The following is a 19,774-nucleotide window of genomic DNA, read 5'->3' on the forward strand; positions in this document are numbered from 1 at the left end:
GAATCCTACGTCGCCGACCTGACCGCGGCCGGGGTCAGAGGCGGTCACGTGACGTCGCGGCTCAGGAACGCGAGGCTCCCCCCGCCGACGGCCGCGAGCACCCAGGCCGCCGTCAGCCCGGCCGGGAGAAGGCCGTACAGCTGATCGCCCGTGGAGAGCCCGACGGCGGTCACGTCGAACCCGAGGGTCTGGAGGAACGCGAGCAGCGGAAGACTCGCGGCCCCGGCGCTCCAGAACAGCGCGACGAGCGTCGCGACCCCGAGCGACAGGGACGTGACGAAGAGCGCGACGAGGTGGGCCTGGACGATCATCCCGATCCCCACTCCCCACAGGCCGGCGAGGGCACCGAGCGCGAGAGTGGCGCCCACCGCCGCTGCGTCCAGGGGAATGCCGCCCATCGTGGCCCACAGCACGACGTGGCCGCCGAGGAGTGCGACGAGCGCGACGGCCGCTCCCCCGATCGCCGACGTCGGCAGCCGGACCAGAAGGACCGCCCACCGCGGCAACAGCATCAGACGCTGCGCGATGACGCCGTCGCGCCGATCGACCGTGTACCGGAACGAGCCGTAGACCGCCGCGAGAACGGCCGCGGAGGTCGCCAGGACGGTGTGGAGCGGCGCGGTGAGGGTGTCACGGACACCGGCGGGGGCATCCGCGAGCTCTGAGGGAATGCTCGCCGCGAGCGGGAGCGAGATCACGAGCGCCGCCACCGCCGCACCGAGCAGCACGAGGTCGCCGCCGACGTCGCGCGCCTGCGCACGCAGAGCCCGACCGATCACGCGACGGCCCGGCGTCCTCGCGCCCACGCGATCCCGACCAGACCGCCCGTCCACACGAGCGCGACGCCCAGCGCCGGAAGGAGGTCGAGCAACCGCCCCTGATACGCGGGGGCTCCGATCGCGGCGAGGACCATGCCGGGCGAGTACCTCGCGACCTCCGGCGCCGTCCGCAGCAGCGCGAACTCCACGGCCAGCGGATAGGCGAGGAGGATCGCCGCCGTCACGTAGTAGTTCCGGGTGATCCAGCCGATCGCACCTCCGAGGAGAGCGCCGAGGACGGCGCCGACGAGCGCGCCTCCGTACATTCCCCAGGCGTCGTCGCCGAGGACGAAGGACTGCCCCTCCCGTGTCAGGAGGATCGCGGCGGCCGCCGTCCAGAGCACGCAGATGACGAGAGAGGTGCCGACGGCGACCAGCGCCCCCGCCACGAGCTTGCCCGCGAAGGCGCGCCGGAACCCCACGGCGACGAGGGTACGGTCCATCGAGCCGTAGTAGTACTCGCGGGTGACGGTGTAGGCGCCCACGAACGCGGCCGAGAGGGCCGTCCAGGCGAGGGGCTGCAGAACCTGGAGTGTCGCGGCGGCGGGCTCGAGGCCCGCGAGGTCGAAGTGCGAGCCATCCGAGCAGAGAACGTACACCGGCAGCAGGACGGCGACCAGGAAGATCGCGAGCACGGAGAAGCCGCTCACCGAACGCAGCAGCTCGCTGCGAATCACCGACGTCACGCCGACACCCCCTCGATCAATTCGAAGTACCTGCTCTCCAGCGACTCGGCGTCGCTCGTGACGAGATCCCGCAGCGGCCCCGCGAACAGGGCGCGACGCTTGAGCACGACCACCTCATCGACCACCTGTTCGAGCTCGGGAAGCTGATGGCTCGCGATCAGCACCGTGCCGGCACGGTCGGCGAAGCTCCGTAAAAAGCCGCGAAGCCAACGAATGCCGTCCGGATCCAGGCCGTTCGCCGGCTCATCCAGGATCAGTGTCCGTGGCGAGCCGACGAGCGCGGTCGCCAAGCCCAGTCGCTGCGCCATCCCCGTCGAGTAGGTCTTGACGCGGCGGCGGGCGTCGGGCGCGAGTCCCACCTCGTCCAGCACCTCATCCACGCGCTGCGACGGAGCCCCCGCCGCCAGCCGGGCGATCTCCAGATGCCGTCGCCCCGTGATGCCCACCTCGAACCCGAACCCGTCCATGTGGACTCCGACGTGCGTCGCGGGGTTCTCCAGCGACGCGAACGGGCGGCCGTCGATGAGGCACTCCCCCTCCGTCGGTCGCAGCAGCCCGACGATCGCTCGGAGGGTGGTCGACTTACCCGCCCCGTTCGGGCCGAGCAGCCCGACGATCGACCCGCGCGGCACCCCGAATGAGAGCCCATCGACCGCCGCCCGATGGCCATACCTCTTGGTGAGCCCTCGGACCTCGATCGCCCGATCCTTCCTGTTCATCCTTCTCCTACCTTTCGTCCATGAGAGTCGACAACGGCTCGGTCACTCCCGCCGTCCAGAGCGCGTGCCACAGATCGGTCGTTCCCAGATGAGCACGCGCCTGCCCGGTGCCCGGCGGGGCTGGGTGGTCTGGGGATAACTCGACGACGCCGATACTCACCGCGGCGACGGAGACGTCGGGGGCGGACACCGGGACCAGCGCGTCCAACGGCACCGTCACCGGGGTCGGGGACCGGTGCACGACCGTCCCGGTGCCGATCACCGCGCTCCCGAGGATCCCGCTGGTCATCAGGTCGACGCGGGTGCCGTCGGGGATTCCGGAAGCGCGTCCTCCTCCGGCCTGCACGAGCGACATCCGGCCGTCATGCGTCCAGAAGCCGAGCGTGACCGTGCGTGGCACGGGGATCAGGGCACCGGCGATGACGACAGCGCCGGTCATCACGGCGAGCACGGTCGCGAATCGGACTCGGGACACTCCGGCCCGGAGCACGCGCACGAGCGCCCGAAGCACGATCGTCAGCCCGGTGATCGCCACGATGACCTCCAGAGCGAGCGTGAGGACGGAGAGCACCGGGCCGCCCGCGGTACCCGCCTTCGCCACCCGTGCAACAGCGAGGAACACCAACACGCACGGCGTGAACAGGCTCGCCAGACCGAACGGCACGCTCCACCACGGCGGCACTCGCTTCTCCGACCGCCCACCCCCGAAGAGGAGCCGGACAAGGCGGTCCGAGGCATCGCGGATCGTGCGTTCGCGCAGATTCGGCTCGTCGAGAGCACTCATGAGCGCGATGTATCCGTCGAAGCGCACGAAGGGGATGAGATTGATCAGGACGATGAGGACGCACGAGACACCCGCCAGCAGCACGGCCTGACGAAGCTCGGACGGCGGGAGCGCGAGAGCGGCGACCAGAGCGACTCCGGCGGCCACCACGTGCACGGCTGGTCCGGCGAGGGCGACCGACACGCGTTGCCCACGGTCGCGGAGACGCCAGCCGTCCGTCACATCGACGAAGAACGCGGGAGCGAGATAGAAGATCATGAAACCGGCCCGACGGGGCGTGCCGCCGAAGCCGGTGAGTGTGAGGCCGTGGGCCGTCTCGTGGAGCAGGGTGAGCAGCCCGAGCACGATGACGGTGCCGAGGAGGGCGGCCAGCGGCACCGGTGTCACGACGACCCGGACGACATCCGCCGCCTGAAGAAGGGCGGCAACAGCCCCGAGCCCGGCCATGACGACGGGGATCAGCATCACCCTCTTGGGAAGCGACGGGAGCAGACGGTGCAACCGTCGGAAGAGCTCGGGCGCACGCAGGGTCGCGACCTGCAGGGTGAGCGGGGCACGATACGACAGCCGCCCCGGCGGGATTCTTCCTGCGCCCTCCAGCAATCCGCTCGCTCGGAAGCGCTCGACGAGTCGAAGGAAGCTCTCCGAGGACTCGGACGGTGCGAAGCGGGTGCGGAGGACGTGGAGCGGTGTCTCGCCGTCCATCGCCTCCAGCAGATCGACGACGGAGCGCGAGACCCGTGACGTCGGTACGCCGTGCACGGACGCGACCCACACCGCGTCCTCCCCGACACGTTCGAAGGAGACGTCTGCGGAGCGCACGGGACGGTCCTCGGCACCCAGCGGGGCGGTCCCGCGAAAGCGCTGCCGGTGGGGCGGCTCAGGCGACGGCATCGTCAGCCGCGATCGTCGTGGAGGAAACCGCGGACGTCGTCACCATCACGATCTCCGCACCCTGCGGAGACCGTACGGGAGAAACGTTCGGTTCCTCGAACCCGGCGTCCGCGATCTCACGGCAGATCTCATCCAGGCCGAGAACCTGCAGGCGGCTCGTGAACACCGTCACCCTTCCCCCCGGTACCAGATCGTCCGCGCGCAGCCAGTTCACGAGTCGGGCGGAGCCGTCGTCCTCGATCTGCTGGCTGAACAGATACCTCTCCGCGCCATCCGGCCCCGGGACCCAGATCTTCTCGGTCCTCGTCACGCGCAGTTCCGCTTCCGCGATGGCCCCCGCCAGCGTGAATGCGAAGAGACCGCCCGGAGCGAGGTGCCGCCGAACGGCGGCGTACAGCGCAGCGCGGTCTTCCCCGTTCAACAGGGTGAGAGAGGTGGCACCGAGGATGACCAGGCGGAAGCGTCGCGCGAGCGTGAAGTCGCGCATGTCCGCCACGACGCACTCCACGGCGGATTCCCCCGGGAGGACGTGCCGCACGAGGGCCAGCATGTCGGCCGACAGGTCGAGCGCGATCACGCGCCGGCCCGAGCGCACCAGAGGGATCGTGAGCCGTCCGCTTCCCGCCGCGAGGTCGAGGATCGGACCCTCGGTCTTCCGCGCGAGCGCGAGCACCTCCCGGATCTCGGCACGATCGGAGCCGACGAGCCGTTCGTAGAAGGTACTGCCCGCAGCCGCGTACAGGTCCTCCGGCACGGCGTGCGCGCCGACCGCGCGGAGCCGTGCGGCCACCGCCTCCGTGATCAGATCTGCCATTCGTCTTCGCCTTCCCGGTGTGAGCGGGCGCGGGCCCCCGCCTGCGGCCCGCACCCTTCTGTCAGGTGGCGATCGCCACCGCCCCGCCGATGATGGCGATGATGTAGCTGGCGTGCTCCCACCACTCCATCGGTGTGTCGAGTTGCTCGAGCTCCACGAACTCGATCGATGTCTTCTGCACTGTGCACCTCCTTGGGCACTCGTCCGAGTGCGTCTCCTACGTCAGAGCGAGGATCCCGATGATCACTCCGACGGCGAAACCCCGCATGAAGTCATCGCCGTCGTTGAGCGCGTCCATGGCCTCGAGTTCTGTGAACTCGAGCGTCGGCGTCGCAGCGTGCATGCTCACCTCCCTTCGCTCTCTCCCGCCGTCAAGTCAGATCACGTGGCCATCGCCGCGCCCGCACCGATGAGGATCAGAGCACCGATGACGCCCTTGTAGAAGCTGTCCCAGCTCGGGGCCTCCATGGGATCCAGCTCTTCGAATCGGATGCACGTGTCACTGCGTGGTTCCATCTCGTTCACCTCCTTCCTTCGTCGATCGTCCGGCTTTCGCCGCTGCGTTTCGAAGGCTCCATCTGGCGTCGCCCAGCACAGCGCGGAGGTCTCCCGCGTCGAGCCCGTGGAGCATCGGCCGACGCCCGCCCCACGACTGCTCGGCGGCCTCGGCGATGCTGTGCAGGAGCGCTGCGGCCGGCCGGGGCGGACTCGGAATCCGCCACCGCTCGAGCAGCGCGTCGATGCCGTCCGCCGGGTCGAGGGGAAGGGCCACCGCGTGAGCGACACGCGCCCAGAAGTCCGCGAGACTCTCCCGGTCACCCCAGCGAGCGTCGCCCGCTCCGATTCGGCGCCAGACCGCGCCGATGACCGCCGCCGTCGCGACCATCTTGCGCACGCCCAGGTGAGAGGAAACCTCGTTCGCCAGATACCAGTGCCGCGCGCTGAAGGGATCGCCTCCACGCAGCGCCGCGCTGCGCTGCGTGGCTCCGCTCAGACGCGCGAGGCGCTGTCTCCCCGAGGGCGATCCGGCGTCGTGCGCCGCGGTCTCGAGCAGGGCCCTTCCGAGAGCGACGGCGTCGCTGTCGGCCCTCGGGCTTCGTTGGACGCTGGTCGCCGCACCCGCGATGCGCAAGAACGCCTCCAGCGCTCCCTCGCGCACCGCACCCGGGCTGAGGGTGGAGAAGTTCCACGGGTCGACCAGGGCGTGGCGGGGGCGGAGGGCGCGGCCGACGATCAGTCGAGAGCCCCGTTCGTTCGTGAGGATGCCGACGCCGTTCGTCTCCGACGAGGTCCCCAGCGTCGTCGGCACGGCCACGAGGTCGACGGGCGGGAGTGCGTCGGGCAGGACGGTGAGCGCGGACAGCCGCGCGTGCCCGATGGCGTAGTCGAGGAGATGACCCCGGGCCAGCGCGAGCGCGGCGATCTTGCCCGCGTCGAGGATGCTTCCACCTCCGACGGCCACCACCACCTCCGGCGGGCGGTCCATCATCTCGCGAGCGATCGCGACGACCGCTCTGACATCGGCGCGGCCGGTGTCGAGTGTCCGCGTGCGCACCGAGCGTCCGGTGGGAAGCGGGAGCACCGCGGCCGGATCTGCGATGACGAGCGCCTCACGCCCTGCCGTCAGCTGACGCGTCATCCGACGGGCGATCCCCGGTCCGTGCCAGAGAGTCGGAACGCGACCCGCGAATCCGCTGGTCATGAGAGCGCCCCACGTGCCTCGGCGAGGCCGGCGCGGACGGCGGTGTCGACCTCTCGCAGCTCCGGCGCGCCGAAACCGTACGCCGGGATCAGCTCGATCGCACTGGGCCCCGGATGCACGACGACACCGTGATCGGCGATCGCGGAGACGACCCGCAGGACGGCGGCTCCGGAAAGCTCCTGTCCGTGCTCGTCACGAAGGGCAAGCCCGACGAAACACCCGCGACCGGTGCTGTCGGCGATCAGCTGCTCCGTCTTCCACGACCGCACCAGGTTCTGCAGTTCGACCGCCAGCGCCTGTGTCGCCGACTCCACGTCGATACGACGCAGCTCATCGATCACGGCGAGGATCGCTGCCGCGCACATCGGGGTCCCCGCTTGCGTCTCCCCGTGCACGAACGTCCATCCGCCGTCTGTGAATGCGACGGCGATCTCCCGCCCCACCAGGAGTGCGGCGGCCCCCATCGCGCCGTTGGTCAACGCTTTCGACAGGATGAGCACGTCGGGTGCGGCGGGCCAGGTGTCGGTCGCGAACATCGTGCCCGTGCGGCCGAAACCCGTCGCGACCTCGTCGGCGACGACGAGGAAGCCGTACTCCTCGCGCAGGGCGAGAAGGCGATCGACGAACGCGTCGGAGAGCGCGTGCGCGCCGCTGCCCAGGATCGGTTCCACGACGACCGAGGCCACCCGCGAGCCCTCCCGTGCTATCAGGGTCGCCAGCTCCTCACCGTCGTCGTGCGCCGACACGTGCCGCACGGAGCGGCGGTCGACGGCGTACACGGACTGCAGGAGATCGTCACCGCTCAGGGCGTGACTGCCGTACATCGTGCCGTGATAGCTGCCGCGGAGGCCGACGCTGATCGTCCGGTCCCGGCGCCCCTTCTGCGCCCAGTACTGGCGGACGAGTTTCATGGCTGCGTCGTTCGCCGCCCCGCCGGAGGTGGAGAAGATCACGCGGCGGTAGCGGAGCGAGCCGGCGAGGTCGATGAGAGCGTCCGCAGCGTGTTCGGCGTAGCGATGCGGAGCCCGGAAGAGGGAGAGATACGAGGCGTCGCGGCTCGCCCGACTCACGGCTTCGGCCACGGCAGGGTTGCCGAAGCCCAGCGGGACGTTCCACAGCCCGCTCGTCGCACAGAGCCGCGTCGAGCCGTCCGCGAAGGCAATCCGATGACCCGCGGCTCCGACCGCGACCCGGTCCGGCGTGAAGGTCGTGTCCGCCGGCAGCATCGAGGTCCAGAGGGCGTGCGGCGCGCTCACCGCACGGCTCCTGTCGTCGAGGACGAGTCGACGGCTCGCCGCCCGCAGTGCACGCCGAGCGCATCGATCGCTTCGAGGCAGAGCGAGAGCGCCTGGGACTTCGGCACCTCGAGCTGTCGCGCCACGCGCGCGGCCGCACTCTCCGTATCGCTGGACGTCTGCGTGACCGCCACGACCCTGGCCGCGTCGGGGGACAGCAGCTGCCGGCGCCGCGTCGTGAGATCCGCGAGCAGAAACCCGTCCCCCGTCTCGAGGAGAAGCGGATCGGCGGTCCGGGGTTCGGCATCGCAGAGCCCGTCGTCGAAGGGCGTCCAGCCGAAGCCCGCGATCGCCGCGTCGGTGCTCGCGAGGGAGAGGGTTCTCATCAGCTCCAGTGCCGTGAGGTATCGCCCGACCCAGCCCCGCGTGCGGAGGTCGTCGAGCACCCTGTCTCGGGGCATGACTCCGCCCACCAGGGCGGCCCCCGGCAGCGCTGCAGCGAGAAGAGACGGCAGCTCGGTGACCGCACCGACCACCTCGCCCTGCATGCCCGCCGAGACCCGCCCGTCGCTGCGGACGCGGACGGCACTCGGACGCATCAGCGCTACGGGAGAAGCGAGCGCGACGCGGTCCGCGAGGAGCACGCGGGCATCGAGCAGGGCGGCGGGAAACACGCCGGTGCGTCGAGCGAGCTCCGCATCGTCGAGGAATGCCCGCCAGCTCGTCTCATCGGAGAATCCGACGGCGATCGGATCCACGATCTGTACGAAGGCCGCCGCGATGTAGTCCTGGCGCTCGACGCCGTGCGGGCCGAGGAACAGCTCATCGCCGACGTCGTCCCACCCACCCCCGTAGCGGATGACCTCGGCGTGGGTCTCGCACGGCTCGCTCCCATCCGGCAGGAAGACCGCGTCGCGGCCTTCGGCGGCCGCCAGGACCTGGTGGGCGGGGGCGTCCCGGTCCACGAAGAACACCCGCGAGTAATGATGGCGCTCACCGGTTATCCACTCGCGCAGAGCGCGCGCACCGATGATCTCATCGCCCGACATCAGGGCGTCCCTCTTTTTTGCGCTCGCATGATTCCCCCGGAGTGCGACCTCCCCAGTGTCGGTCGCGTCCTCACTTGAGGTTATAGAGCGGCCTCGTGAGGTGCAATATTACACATATGCCTCTTCGGATGACGTCCCCGGGCCCGGTCACGCGCACCACATCGCATCGGATAGGATGGACAGGTTGTTCCCTGGTGACGTGTCCGAGCGGCCGAAGGAGCACGCTTGGAAAGCGTGTGTTGTGCAAGCAACCGCGGGTTCGAATCCCGCCGTCACCGCCAGAAAGCCAGAAGGGTCTCCGCGCCAGCGGGGGCCCTTCTGGCTTTCTCCCGAGCATCGTGGGATTCGGGGAGGAGTGAGCGCAGCGAGCACCGGAGTCCCGCCGTCACCGCCAGAAACGAGAAGGCCCCCGCCGTTGCGGGGGCCTTCGTCGTCGGATGGGGAGCGCTCAGCGCGCCCCGGCCTCGTCATCGAAGCGCACGCCGTAGGTGATGCCGCCGGGGGTCTCCGCGAGACGGGTCATGCCGAGCCGGTCGTAGAACGCCGCCGCACCCGCGTTGGCCGGATCCATGCCCAGGTGCAGGGCGGGCACACCGCGGCGGCGGAGCTCGTCGAACAGCGTCTCCACCAGGCGCCGCCCCATCCCCTGCCCCTGCGTCTCGGGCAGCAGGTCGATGTGCAGGTGGGCCGGGTACGCGGCGGCGTGCGGCTCGGCGCCGGGCTCGCGCGTGTAGGCGTAGTCGATCAGGCGGCTCTCGCGTCCGTCCACGGTCTCGGGGCGCGGGTAGCGCTCGTGGAACGGAGGCCACCACACGTCGCGGAACCAGGCGTAGAACGCGTCGGTGTCGTCGGTCGCGACGAGGTAGCCGATCGCCCGGCCGTCGTCTCCCTCCACGACCCACGCGAGGTCGGGGTGGCGCTCCACGTACGGCACGGCGAACAGCGCGCCCCACAGGTCGTCGTCCGACAGGATGCCGGTGGCGTCACCGCCGGCATCGGCGGTCTTGAGACAGATCTCGTACATCGCGGCACGGTCGGTGGGCCGGTAGGGGCGGATACGCGCCACGGAGCACTCCTCGGGTCGGGTCAGGTCTGGCTCAGCCTATCGGCGCGGGCGGCACGGTCCGCCACGTCGGCGCGCACCCACGGCAGCAGCCAGGCGGCGAGCGCCAGCACCACACCCGCACCGACGAGAGCACCGCCGAGCGTGTCCGTCGCCCAGTGCACCGACAGGAACGTGCGCGACAGCGCCATCGCCAGCACCCAGACCGCTCCGGCGATCGCCGTCCAGACGCGGGGGAAGAGGACCCAGACGACCACCGCGATGGTCGCGGCGTTCGCGGTGTGCCCAGACGGGAAGGAGCCGTAGTCGCTCACCACGAGCATGTCGTCGGGACGAGCGCGCCCGAAGATGTTCTTCAGCAGCTGCACCGCTCCGGCACTCGCGAGGAAGCAGATCGCTGCGAACAGCGCCCCTCGCCAGCGCCGCAGCAGCAGGAGGATCAGGATCGCCAGGAGCGGGACCCCGAGGATGGCGACCCAGCCGCCACCGATCCAGTTCAGCACCAGGGCGAAGTCGAGCATCCAGTCGGCACGGATGCGCACGATCGTCTCGTTCCACCACCGGTCGAACCCGAAGGTCTGCGGGGAGGTGAGCACGACGACCGCGCCCAGTGCGGTGGCCAGGAGCAGGCAGGCGACGCCCCACCAGAGCAGCATCCGTCGATTCATCGTCCTATTCTGACCGATGCTCGTGCGACCTCAGGGCGTCAGCATGCCGACGGTGCGCGGGCGCACCACGAACCACAGGGCGAGGATGCCCACCGCGGCGCAGCCCACCATGACCGAGGCCATGGTGGTCGCGGTGATCCCCGCGTCCTGCGAGATCCAGCCCACCAGCGGGGAGATGAGCCCCGCGACACCGAAGTTCGTCGCGCCGATGATCGACGCGGCGGTGCCTGCGGCCTTGCCGTGACGGTCGAGCGCGAGCACCTGCACGTTCGGGAACGTGAAGCCGCAGGCGGTCATGAACACGAACAGCGGGATCACGGTCCCCCACAGGCCGAGGCCGAGCTGGTCGGTGATGACGATGGCGGAGGCGGCGAGCAGCAGCACCGCGGTGGAGTACGCCATGACCCACTGCGGCCCGAAGCGCGCGGCGAGGCGCGACGCGGTCTGCACGCCGATCACGACGCCGAGGGAGTTCACCGCGAACAGCAGCCCGTACTGCTGCGGGTCGAGCCCGTGCGTCACCTGGAACAGGAACGGCGACGCCGACAGGTACGAGAACAGGCCGGAGAACGTCATGCCGCCGATCACGAGCACCCCGAGGAACACCCGGTCGGTCAGCACGGACCGGTACCGCTCGCGCATCGTCGCGCCACCGGGGTCCTTGCGTCGCGCGACCGGGAGGGTCTCCCGGATGAACAGCACCGTCGACACGAGCATCACCACGCCGTAGGCCGCGAGCACGCCGAAGATCCCGCGCCAGGGCATGAGCGTCAGCAGCCACGAGCCGATCAGCGGAGCGATCACGGGTGCCACGCCGGACACGAGCGCGAGCCGCGAGAGCATCACCACCAGGCGTCGCCCGCCGAACAGGTCGCGCACCACGGCCATCGCGACCACACCGCCCGCCGCGGCGCCGATGCCCATCAGCACCCGGGCGGCACCGAGCAGCGGCAGGTCGGGGGCGAACGCGGCACCGAGGCTGGCCAGCACGTGCAGCGCGGTCACGGCGATGAGCGGAGTGCGGCGGCCGATCTTGTCGCTGAGCGGTCCGACGATGAGCTGACCGAGCGCGAAGCCGATCATGGTGCCGGTCAGGGTGAGCTGGATCGCGGCGGCCGTGGTCTGGAAGTCCTCCTCCAGCACGGGGAACGCGGGCAGGTAGAGGTCGATCGTGAACGGCCCGAGGGCCGTGAGGGCTCCGAGCAGGATGATCGTGAGCGTGCGACGTCCGAGCGGGATCGCGTCGCCCGGGTGCAGCATGATCGGCGCGGTGGCCGGGTTCGATCCGAGCGTGCGGATGGCACCGGTGGGCGACGAGGCGCGGATGCTGCCGGTCGCGGTGCGTTCGGGCGCGGGCCCGGGGGTGGTCGGAGTGCTGTTGGTGCGAGGGGCGTCGGACACGAGGTCCTTCCAGAATCGGCGGAGCGTGGTCGAATCGATTCGGCCAGGGGAACCCTTCATGCTACCGTCGCCGCCTCGTCCAGCGGGACGGCGAACGCACCCCCGGAGCGCTCCGGGGGTGCGTCGTCGATCCCGTACGGGGAGTGCTGAGGCCGGTCAGCCGAGGCGCGCGAGGCCCTCCTCGAGATCCGCGATCAGATCCGTGACGTCCTCGATGCCGACCGACAGCCGCACCACGTTCTCGGGCACCGCGAGCTCGGTCCCGCGCACCGAGGCGTGCGTCATCTCCGGCGGGTAGCCGATCAGCGACTCGACCCCGCCGAGCGACTCGGCCAGCTGGAACACGCTCGTGCTCTCCGCGAACGACCGCGCCGCCTCGGCACCGGCCGCGAGCCCGAGCGACAGCATGCCGCCGAAGCCGCTCATCTGCCGCGCCGCCACCGCGTGACCCGGGTGCGACGACAGGCCGGGGTAGTACACCTCGGCGAACTCCGGTCGCGCGGCCGCCCACTCCGCGATCGCCTGGGCGTTCTCGGAGTGCTGCCGCATGCGCACCGCGAGGGTCTTGATGCCGCGGGTGGTGAGCCAGGCGTCCAGCGGCGCCGAGACCGCACCCACCGCGAACTGCTGGAACTTGACCGGCTCCACGAAGCGGTCGTCGCCGAACACCACGGCCCCGCCGAGCACATCGGAGTGCCCGCCGAGGTACTTCGTGGTGGAGTGCACGACCAGGTCGGCGCCGAGCGCCAGCGGCTGCTGCAGCGCGGGCGACGCGAACGTGTTGTCCACCACCACGAGCACCCCGGCCGCGTGGGCGATCTCGACGATCAGCGCGATGTCGACCACCTTCAGCAGCGGGTTGCTCGGCGTCTCCAGCCAGACGATCCGCGTCTCGGGGCGGATCGCCGCCCGGAGAGCATCCGGGTCGGACAGCTCGGCGGTCGTGGTGACGATGCCCCACGGCGCCAGCACCTTCGTCAGCAGACGGTAGGTCCCGCCGTAGACGTCGTTGCCGAGCAGCACGTGGTCGCCCGGCTTCAGGATGCCGCGCAGCAGCGCATCCTCCGCGGCGAGCCCCGACGCGAACGACAGCGCGCTCACGCCGCCCTCCAGAGCCGCGAGCTGCGTCTCCAGCGACGACCGCGTCGGGTTGCCCGCGCGGTTGTACTCGTAGCCGTCGCGGAAGCCGCCGATGCCGTCCTGCACGTGGGTCGAGGACTGATAGATCGGCGGGATGATCGCCCCGGTGGTCGGGTCGGGCGCTTGGCCCGCGTGGATGGCTCGGGTGGCGAAGGCGTGCTCGGACATGTCCTCAGCCTACGACCGGGCTTCGCGCGCCGACGGCCCCTGTTACGCCCCGCGTCAGCGCGACAGGTACGCCAGCAGGTCCTGCCGGGTGAGCACCGTGTGCGGCTTGCCGTCTTCCGTCACCAGCAGCGCGTCGGCCTCGGCGAGGGCCGCCCTGGCCTGCGCCACCGGCGCGTGGATGCCGACCAGCGGCAGCCGCTCCCCCACGTGCGCACCGACCGCATCGCTGGGCTCGGCGTCGCCGCGGAACAGCAGGTCGAGCAGGCCCTTCTCGTCGACGGTGCCCACGACCTCGCCCATCATCACGGGCGGCTCGGCGCTCAGCACGACGAGCTGCGACACGTCGTACTCCGTCATCATGCGGATCGCCTCCAGCACGGTGTCGGTGGGATGCGCGTGGACGAGGTCGGGCAGCCCGTGTCCCGTCCGCGACGGGCGGGCGGCCAGCACGTCCGCGACGGTCTCGCCCTCCTCCACCTCGCTGAAGCCGTACGAGCGCATCCAGCCGTCGTTGAAGATCTTTCCGAGGTAGCCGCGCCCCCCGTCGGGCAGCAGCACGACCATCACCGCCTCCGCGGGCAGGTCGCGGGCCACCCGCAGGGCGCCGACCACGGCCATGCCGCTCGACCCGCCGACGAGGATGCCCTCCTCGCGCGCCAGCCGTCGCGTCATTGCGAAGGCCTCGGCGTCGCTCACGGCCACGATCTCGTGCGGCACGGAGGGGTCGTAGGCGCCGGGCCAGATGTCCTCCCCCACGCCTTCGACCAGGTACGGCCGCCCGGTGCCTCCGCTGTAGACGCTGCCCTCTGGATCGACGCCGACGATGCGCACGCGGCCGTCCGACACCTCGCGCAGGTAGCGGCCCGCGCCCGTGATGGTGCCGCCCGTGCCCACTCCGGCGACGAAGTGCGTGACCGCGCCCTCGGTGTCGCGCCAGATCTCCGGCCCGGTCGTCTCGTAGTGGCTGCGCGGACCGTTCGGGTTCTCGTACTGGTTCGGCTTGAACGCCCCCGGGATCTCCCGCGCCAGCCGGTCGCTGACGCTGTAGTACGACTCGGGGCTGTCGGCGGCGACCGAGGTGGGCGTGACCACGACCTCGGCCCCGTACGCGCGGAGCACGTCGATCTTGTCCTCGCCGACCTTGTCCGGCACGACGAACACGCACCGGTAGCCGCGCTGCTGGGCGACCAGGGCGAGGCCCACCCCGGTGTTGCCGCTGGTGGGCTCGACGATCGTGCCGCCGGGGGCGAGGTCGCCGTTGGCCTCGGCCGCGTCGATGATCCGGGTCGCGATGCGGTCCTTCGCCGACCCGCCGGGGTTGAGGTACTCGAGCTTGACGAGCACCGTGCACGCGATGCCCTCCGTGACGCGCTGGAGCTTCACGAGGGGCGTGTCGCCGACCAGGTCGACGATCGATTCTGCGTAGGCCATGAGCCCAGAATACGGCGGCACCACGGCGCCCACGCGGGTGTGACGACGCCGACGAGCTGCCCGTCGTGGCGGGTATACCGGGTGATCGCCGCTGCGATGCTAGCCTGCCCGCGCGGCGGGGAGACCATCGGAAGCGGCGGGGACCCCGTGAAGGAGCACCACCATGTCCATCCGACCATCGAGCCCCTGGATCCGCGCCGCCGCCGCCCTGGCCCTCGGCTGCCTCCTGCCGCTCGCCGCGGCCACCGGCGAACAGGCTCTCGCCGCGAGCGGGTCCCCCGCGCGACCGGCCACCCGCGACGCCGGCACCTCCTCCGACCGTCATCGCCACGAGCCGCTCATCATCGCCCATCGCGCGGGCACGGCCGACTACCCCGAGAACACCCTGGAGGGCATCCGCGGCTCGCTCGACGACGGCGCCGACGGACTCTGGCTCACGGTGCAGCTGTCGAAGGACGGCGTGCCGGTGCTGTACCGCCCGGTCGACCTCGCCGCGAACACCGACGGCACCGGCACGGTCGCGGAGCACACCGCCGACGAGCTGACCGGGTTGAACGCCGGCTGGAACTTCCACCCCCGCGGCAGCACCGACACGCCCTACCGCTCGGGTGCGGCACTGCTGCCCACCCTCCGCCGGGCGCTGGCCGAGGTGCCGGCGGATCGACTGCTGTTCCTCGACCTCAAGCAGGCGAACCCGGAGCCGCTCGTGCAGGCCGTGCTCGCCGTGCTGCGCGAGACCCGTCGCACGGCGAACACGGTCGTGTACTCCACCGACGCGGTAGCGAGCGGCGCGGCCAGGGCGGCCGGAGACGTGCAGGTCGCCGAGGACCGCGACCTCACGCGCGAGCGGCTGCTCGAGATCGCCCTGGCCCACCACTGCGACGCGCCTCCGGCCGCGGGGACGTGGATGGCGTTCGAGGACCGGCGGACGGTCGCCGTGAGCGAGACGTTCACCTCGGGCACCGCGACGACCGAGGTGGAGGTGACGCCGTGGGACCGCGAGTCGGTCGCGTGTCTCGACCCGAAGGACCGCGTGAACCTGATGGTGATCGGCGTGACGGACGCGGAGCGGTACCGCGAGCTCGGTCGCCTGGGCATCGACGCCGTGCTGGTCGACTCTCCCCGCGACGCGGTGGCGTGGCGAGACGGCCGCTCCCGCTGAACCGGCACGGGTATGACCGAAGGGGCCGGGCACCTGGTGGTGTCCGGCCCCTCCGTGTGCCCCCTCGGCTTCGGCTTCTGTTCCTCCTCACGACCGCGGCGGGTGCCGCGGCGCGTGTCCGTGGCGGTTATCGCGGCATGGTGAGTGCGGCGTCGAAGGTGAGATCGGGTGTGCCGCGGTAGTTGGCGTGGACCGACGCGGCCAGCACGTTGGTCCCCTCCTTCACCAGCGTCGCCGGAACCTGGAACGTCACCCGCGCGCCCGCCGCGGTCGTCGCCCGCGGCGCCGCCGTCGCATACGTGTTCTGCGTGATCGACCCGGCGGGCAGATTCGCCCGCCCCAGCTCCACCCCGTTCAGATACAGCACCACCCCGTCATCGGCGATCACCGACACCGTCCCGTCCTTCACCGACGCCGCATCCGACACGGAGAACGACGTCCGGAACTGCGCACTCAACGGCTTCGTGGCCAGATTCGACGGATCGATGTTCGTCGCCACCGTCGCCCCCCGCCCCAGCACACCCTTCCCGACCGCCCACGACGACGCATCAAACCCTGCCGTGTTCCAGTCCCCCGGCACCGCATCCGCCGAGTACCGCCACGACCACGACGACCCGCTCGGCACCGACACCGCCGGGCCCACCGGAGCCGCAGCCGTCGTCGTCGCCTGCACCGTCACCGGAGTCGACGCCACCCCCGCAGCCGACACCGCCACCACCGCATACGTATACGCCGTCCCCGCCGTCAGCCCGGTATCCGTGAACGAGGTCGACGGAGCCGTCACCGTCCCGACCTTCACCCCGTTCCGCGACACCACATACGACGCCGCCGCCGTGGACTCGGCCGGAGCCGTCCACCCCAACGCCACCGACGTCTGCGCCGGCGTCGCCACCAGACCCGTCACCGTGCCCGGTGCGGGAGCCGGAGCCGTGCCCCGCTCCGCCGTGAACGCCAGGTCGAAGCTCAGGTCGGGCGTCGCACGGTAGTTCGCGTGCACCGATGCGGCGATCACGTTCGTGCCGGCGACGAGTGCACCGGCCGGGACGTCGAACACGACCCGGTTGCCGACCGCTGTCGCATTCGAGACCACGGCGTTCGCCAGCGAGTTCTGCGTGATCGCACCCGCGGGCATCCGCACCCGACCGAGCTCCACCCCGTTCAGGTACACGACCACACCATCATTCGCGATCACCGAGACCTTCCCGTTCACCACCGTCGTCGGGTCGTCCACCGTGAACGTCTTGCGGAACTGCGCGCTCAGCGGCTTGGTCGCCAGGTTCGAGGGATCGATGTTCGTCGCCGCCCCCGACACGCCCCGCGCGAACAGGCCCTTTCCGACCGCCCACGACGACGCGTCGAAGGTCGCCGCGTTCCAGTCCGCCGGCAGCGCATCCGACGAGTACCGCCACGACCACGAGTCCCCGTTCGTCACGAACGTCAATGCGTTCGGGGACGCCGGCTGCAGAGTGAACACCGCGGTGGATGCCGAGCGGTTGCCCGTGACATCCCGCGCCCGCACGACGTAGGTCGTCGCTTCGGCAGGAACCGGGACCGTCAGGTTTGCGGCCGTCGTCGACGCGATCACCCGGTTGCCACGCAGCACCTCGTACGTCACACCGGAACCCGCATCGGAGGATGCCCCCCACGCGAGCGTCGCGGTCGCCCCATCCGCGTTCGGCGTCGACGAGATCGCGCCCGGCGTCGACGGAGCCACGGAATCCCGCGGCGCGAACCGGATGAAACCGCCGGACCACTGGTTGACCTGCCCCGCCCGCATGGAGTCGGTCAGATCACCACCGATCCAGAGCGCGCCGGTGCTGTCGAAGAACGAGCCCCACACGCCCTGCCCCGCGCGCGACTGCACGACCGGGGACCAGTCGGGGATGTACTTGCCCGTCGCCGCATCCCAGGCACCGGCGTAGTTGATCTTGTCGACCTCGGTCCACGGGTCCGTGATCTCCTTCTTCAGATACTTGTCCTGGTAGGCGTGGTCGCCGCAGTGGCACCCCGCCACCACGATGGATCCGTTGTCGTCCACGGTCTGGATGTCGCCACCGTTGTGGGTGATGGATCCGCTGACGCGCTGGAAGGTGTTGCGGTCGTAGCCGAACAGCGAGTGCTGCGACCCGCCGAGGTACACCCGGTCTCCGATCTCCGCGACACCGTTCTGCCACAGGTACCCCTGATAGTGCCCCTGGGCGTCGACGGTCGACTCACTGAACGACGGCACCCACACCGGACTCGTCAGCGGAGCCCCGGCACCCGTCTGAATCGCCGTTCCGTCCGGCGTGTACGTGCCACCCTTGGAGTCGAAGTACCCCGCGAAGTAGGCACGATCGCCCCGCGCGGATGCGTCCACGGCGACCGTGGTGCCGTTGAGGTTCGCGTTCCAGTTGGTGTCCGGAAGGCCCGTCGCGAGATTGATGCGACCCCCGTTCCAGGCGCTCGCACTCGTCGTCGTCCCCACTGCGGTGAGGTGCGTCATCGAGCCGGCGACGTAGAGGTAACCGCCCTGGATATCCAGATCGTGGATGTAGGGAACCGCACCGACCGTGCGGTGCTCCGCCTTGACCTGCTGCCCGGAGAGCTGCCCCGTCACCGGATCCAGGAAGGCCAGGGCTGGCTGAGCGACACCGTTGACCGTCGTGAACTGCCCGCCGATCGCGAGACGCCCATCGGGCAGCGTCGCGATCGCCTTGACCTGGCCGTTCAGGACGGGCCGGAAGGACGACACCCACTGACCGGTGTTCACGTCGAATCCCGCAAGGTAGGGTTGCTCCACCTTGCCGGCACCATCGCGCGTCTGCTGCACGTACTGGAAGTTGCCGCCCGCGAACACCGTGTTACCGGCCTGACCGAATTCGGCCACCTCGACGTTGAGTTCCCCGGCCTGGCCGTTCGCCAGACCGGAGACCCCCCATACGGTCTTCATCGCGTCGCTGTTCGGGATGGAGGGCAGCGTCGATGCCGGCGTGCCCGTCGATGGCACCGTCCCGAAGTCCAGGTCGGCGAGTTTCAGCTGTGGTCTGACGAACATCTGGGCGAACGGGATGGCGTACCCCTGTCCGGCCGGGGCCCACATGTAGGAGGTGGGAGTGTCGGCGCCGGTGACCTGTGCACCGTAGGACCAGCCCTCGAGGTACTTGTGCGTCGCTCGTTGAGCAACCCCGGTCATGTTCCACCCGGTGCCGTCGTCGTTACCGAAACCATAACCCTGGGGCATGGTGGGGCCACCCCACCCGACGGAACCTGTCCACCCGCCGGACCCGGTGTAGCCGCCGAACACCCAGCTGCCCACCGGGTTGCCGCCGCTCAGGGTCCAGTTCCAGCGGTCGCGCCGGGTCAGGCTGAAGCGGACCTCCTGCCAGCGGGTGCCGTCCAGCGCCGAGGCGCGGTTGACGCGAATGCTGTTCGGCGGAAGCTGATCGGGTCGTCCGCCGTTGAGCAGTCCGTCCACCGTCTTGGCGGGAAGCTGCGCGGGCTTGAATGCCGCCGTACCGCTGGGCGTGGAGAAGATCTGCTCGGGGGTACCGAGGCCGTTGTAGTTCTCCTTCCATCCCTCGCGCCCGCGGCCGATCATCACCCAGCCGCCGCCGAGACTCACCTGGTCGCAGTAGAACTGCTGCGGGTAGACGAGCTTCGGCGTCAGGAGCCAGTAGACACCGCTCGGCTGGGACGGATAGTTCTGCTTGATCTCCCAGCACGACGCCGCGGCCGTCTCCTGGGTCTTGCCGTCGGGGAGCGCGGTCGCGGCCGACGCCTCGGCCGGGACGACCAGCGACCCCGCTACCGCGGCGGCGGCCAAAGCCGCGCCGACGAGAGCGCGGGCACCCCAGCCCCGCACCCTGTTCTGCATGCGATTCATCGAATCCTTCTTCTCTGTCATCGGCTCAGGCCGATCTCTGGCTTCTTGCACGACGAACCCACCCCACGAGCTCGCCGCGGTCGCGCGTGCGCGCAGACGTCACAGACGCTGCACACTCATGAGACGCAGGGACACCGGGTTCATTACGCAGTGACACGTAGAATGTTGGGCTGTC

18 protein-coding genes and 1 tRNA gene are annotated in these 19,774 nt (G+C 70.5%); 2 read left to right on the top strand and 17 right to left on the bottom strand.

Annotated features, from left to right (window positions below):
• Nucleotides 1–44: 44 nt before the first annotated feature.
• The 11 genes from KZC56_RS00650 to mpaB form a co-directional block, all read right to left on the bottom strand.
• The gene (locus tag KZC56_RS00650) at nucleotides 45–779 is read right to left on the bottom strand and encodes a hypothetical protein (RefSeq protein ID WP_247637621.1); all 735 of its coding nucleotides are present in this window, start codon (nucleotides 777–779) and stop codon (nucleotides 45–47) included.
• Entirely contained in the window at nucleotides 776–1,504 is a 729-nt protein-coding gene (locus tag KZC56_RS00655; RefSeq protein WP_136037038.1) for an ABC transporter permease, read from the bottom strand. Before KZC56_RS00655 ends, KZC56_RS00650 begins: the two co-directional genes overlap by 4 nt.
• Nucleotides 1,501–2,223 (bottom strand): ATP-binding cassette domain-containing protein, encoded by a 723-nt coding sequence (locus KZC56_RS00660; protein ID WP_136034221.1) that lies wholly within the window; start codon nucleotides 2,221–2,223, stop codon nucleotides 1,501–1,503. The genes KZC56_RS00655 and KZC56_RS00660 overlap by 4 nt, the downstream gene beginning before the upstream one ends.
• A gap of 7 nt (nucleotides 2,224–2,230) precedes the next feature.
• On the bottom strand, nucleotides 2,231–3,829 hold the full coding sequence (mpaP, locus tag KZC56_RS00665) for a daptide biosynthesis intramembrane metalloprotease (protein WP_247637622.1): 1,599 nt from the start codon (nucleotides 3,827–3,829) through the stop codon (nucleotides 2,231–2,233).
• Nucleotides 3,830–3,887: 58 nt separating this feature from the next.
• Nucleotides 3,888–4,715 carry a daptide-type RiPP biosynthesis methyltransferase gene (gene mpaM / locus KZC56_RS00670; protein ID WP_136034218.1) on the bottom strand — a complete coding sequence of 276 codons (828 nt, stop codon included), beginning with the start codon at nucleotides 4,713–4,715 and terminating at the stop codon, nucleotides 3,888–3,890.
• A gap of 61 nt (nucleotides 4,716–4,776) precedes the next feature.
• The gene (gene mpaA3 / locus KZC56_RS17755; protein ID WP_308194330.1) at nucleotides 4,777–4,896 is read right to left on the bottom strand and encodes an MpaA3 family daptide-type RiPP; all 120 of its coding nucleotides are present in this window, start codon (nucleotides 4,894–4,896) and stop codon (nucleotides 4,777–4,779) included.
• A 36-nt stretch (nucleotides 4,897–4,932) separates the two neighbouring features.
• On the bottom strand, nucleotides 4,933–5,058 hold the full coding sequence (gene mpaA2, locus KZC56_RS17590) for an MpaA2 family daptide-type RiPP (RefSeq protein ID WP_275090548.1): 126 nt from the start codon (nucleotides 5,056–5,058) through the stop codon (nucleotides 4,933–4,935).
• Nucleotides 5,059–5,096: 38 nt separating this feature from the next.
• Nucleotides 5,097–5,231, bottom strand: coding sequence for an MpaA1 family daptide-type RiPP (gene mpaA1 / locus KZC56_RS17595; protein WP_275090549.1), 135 nt, complete (start codon nucleotides 5,229–5,231; stop codon nucleotides 5,097–5,099).
• On the bottom strand, nucleotides 5,215–6,354 hold the full coding sequence (gene mpaC / locus KZC56_RS00675; RefSeq protein WP_247637623.1) for a daptide-type RiPP biosynthesis dehydogenase: 1,140 nt from the start codon (nucleotides 6,352–6,354) through the stop codon (nucleotides 5,215–5,217). Before mpaC ends, mpaA1 begins: the two co-directional genes overlap by 17 nt.
• A 59-nt stretch (nucleotides 6,355–6,413) precedes the next feature.
• Nucleotides 6,414–7,673 (bottom strand): daptide-type RiPP biosynthesis aminotransferase, encoded by a 1,260-nt coding sequence (gene mpaD / locus KZC56_RS00680; RefSeq protein ID WP_247637624.1) that lies wholly within the window; start codon nucleotides 7,671–7,673, stop codon nucleotides 6,414–6,416.
• Nucleotides 7,670–8,701: a daptide biosynthesis RiPP recognition protein gene (mpaB, locus tag KZC56_RS00685; protein ID WP_247637625.1), complete on the bottom strand. Its 1,032-nt coding sequence runs from the start codon at nucleotides 8,699–8,701 to the stop codon at nucleotides 7,670–7,672. The genes mpaD and mpaB overlap by 4 nt, the downstream gene beginning before the upstream one ends.
• Nucleotides 8,702–8,894: 193 nt before the next feature.
• Between mpaB and KZC56_RS00690 the strand changes: the two genes are divergently transcribed.
• Nucleotides 8,895–8,982, top strand: a tRNA-Ser gene (locus tag KZC56_RS00690).
• A 167-nt stretch (nucleotides 8,983–9,149) separates the two neighbouring features.
• Here KZC56_RS00690 and KZC56_RS00695 read toward each other — a convergent pair.
• From KZC56_RS00695 to KZC56_RS00715, 5 genes are all read right to left on the bottom strand, one after another.
• Entirely contained in the window at nucleotides 9,150–9,767 is a 618-nt protein-coding gene (locus tag KZC56_RS00695; protein WP_247637626.1) for a GNAT family N-acetyltransferase, read from the bottom strand.
• A 20-nt stretch (nucleotides 9,768–9,787) separates the two neighbouring features.
• On the bottom strand, nucleotides 9,788–10,432 hold the full coding sequence (locus KZC56_RS00700) for a phosphatase PAP2 family protein (RefSeq protein WP_206252914.1): 645 nt from the start codon (nucleotides 10,430–10,432) through the stop codon (nucleotides 9,788–9,790).
• A gap of 30 nt (nucleotides 10,433–10,462) precedes the next feature.
• Complete coding sequence (locus tag KZC56_RS00705; RefSeq protein WP_372490536.1) at nucleotides 10,463–11,833, bottom strand: multidrug effflux MFS transporter; 1,371 nt, start codon at nucleotides 11,831–11,833, stop codon at nucleotides 10,463–10,465.
• Nucleotides 11,834–11,989: 156 nt separating this feature from the next.
• Nucleotides 11,990–13,141 carry a cystathionine gamma-synthase gene (locus KZC56_RS00710; protein WP_247637627.1) on the bottom strand — a complete coding sequence of 384 codons (1,152 nt, stop codon included), beginning with the start codon at nucleotides 13,139–13,141 and terminating at the stop codon, nucleotides 11,990–11,992.
• Between the two features lie 54 nt (nucleotides 13,142–13,195).
• On the bottom strand, nucleotides 13,196–14,572 hold the full coding sequence (locus tag KZC56_RS00715) for a cystathionine beta-synthase (protein ID WP_247637628.1): 1,377 nt from the start codon (nucleotides 14,570–14,572) through the stop codon (nucleotides 13,196–13,198).
• Nucleotides 14,573–14,735: 163 nt separating this feature from the next.
• Between KZC56_RS00715 and KZC56_RS00720 the strand changes: the two genes are divergently transcribed.
• On the top strand, nucleotides 14,736–15,734 hold the full coding sequence (locus KZC56_RS00720) for a glycerophosphodiester phosphodiesterase family protein (RefSeq protein WP_247637629.1): 999 nt from the start codon (nucleotides 14,736–14,738) through the stop codon (nucleotides 15,732–15,734).
• Between the two features lie 127 nt (nucleotides 15,735–15,861).
• On the opposite strand, the gene KZC56_RS00725 is transcribed toward KZC56_RS00720, so the two are convergent.
• Nucleotides 15,862–19,599, bottom strand: coding sequence for a fibrinogen-like YCDxxxxGGGW domain-containing protein (locus KZC56_RS00725; RefSeq protein WP_247637630.1), 3,738 nt, complete (start codon nucleotides 19,597–19,599; stop codon nucleotides 15,862–15,864).
• Nucleotides 19,600–19,774 lie beyond the last annotated feature (175 nt).

Source organism: Microbacterium sufflavum, from assembly GCF_023091155.1.
Lineage (GTDB): Bacteria > Actinomycetota > Actinomycetes > Actinomycetales > Microbacteriaceae > Microbacterium > Microbacterium sufflavum.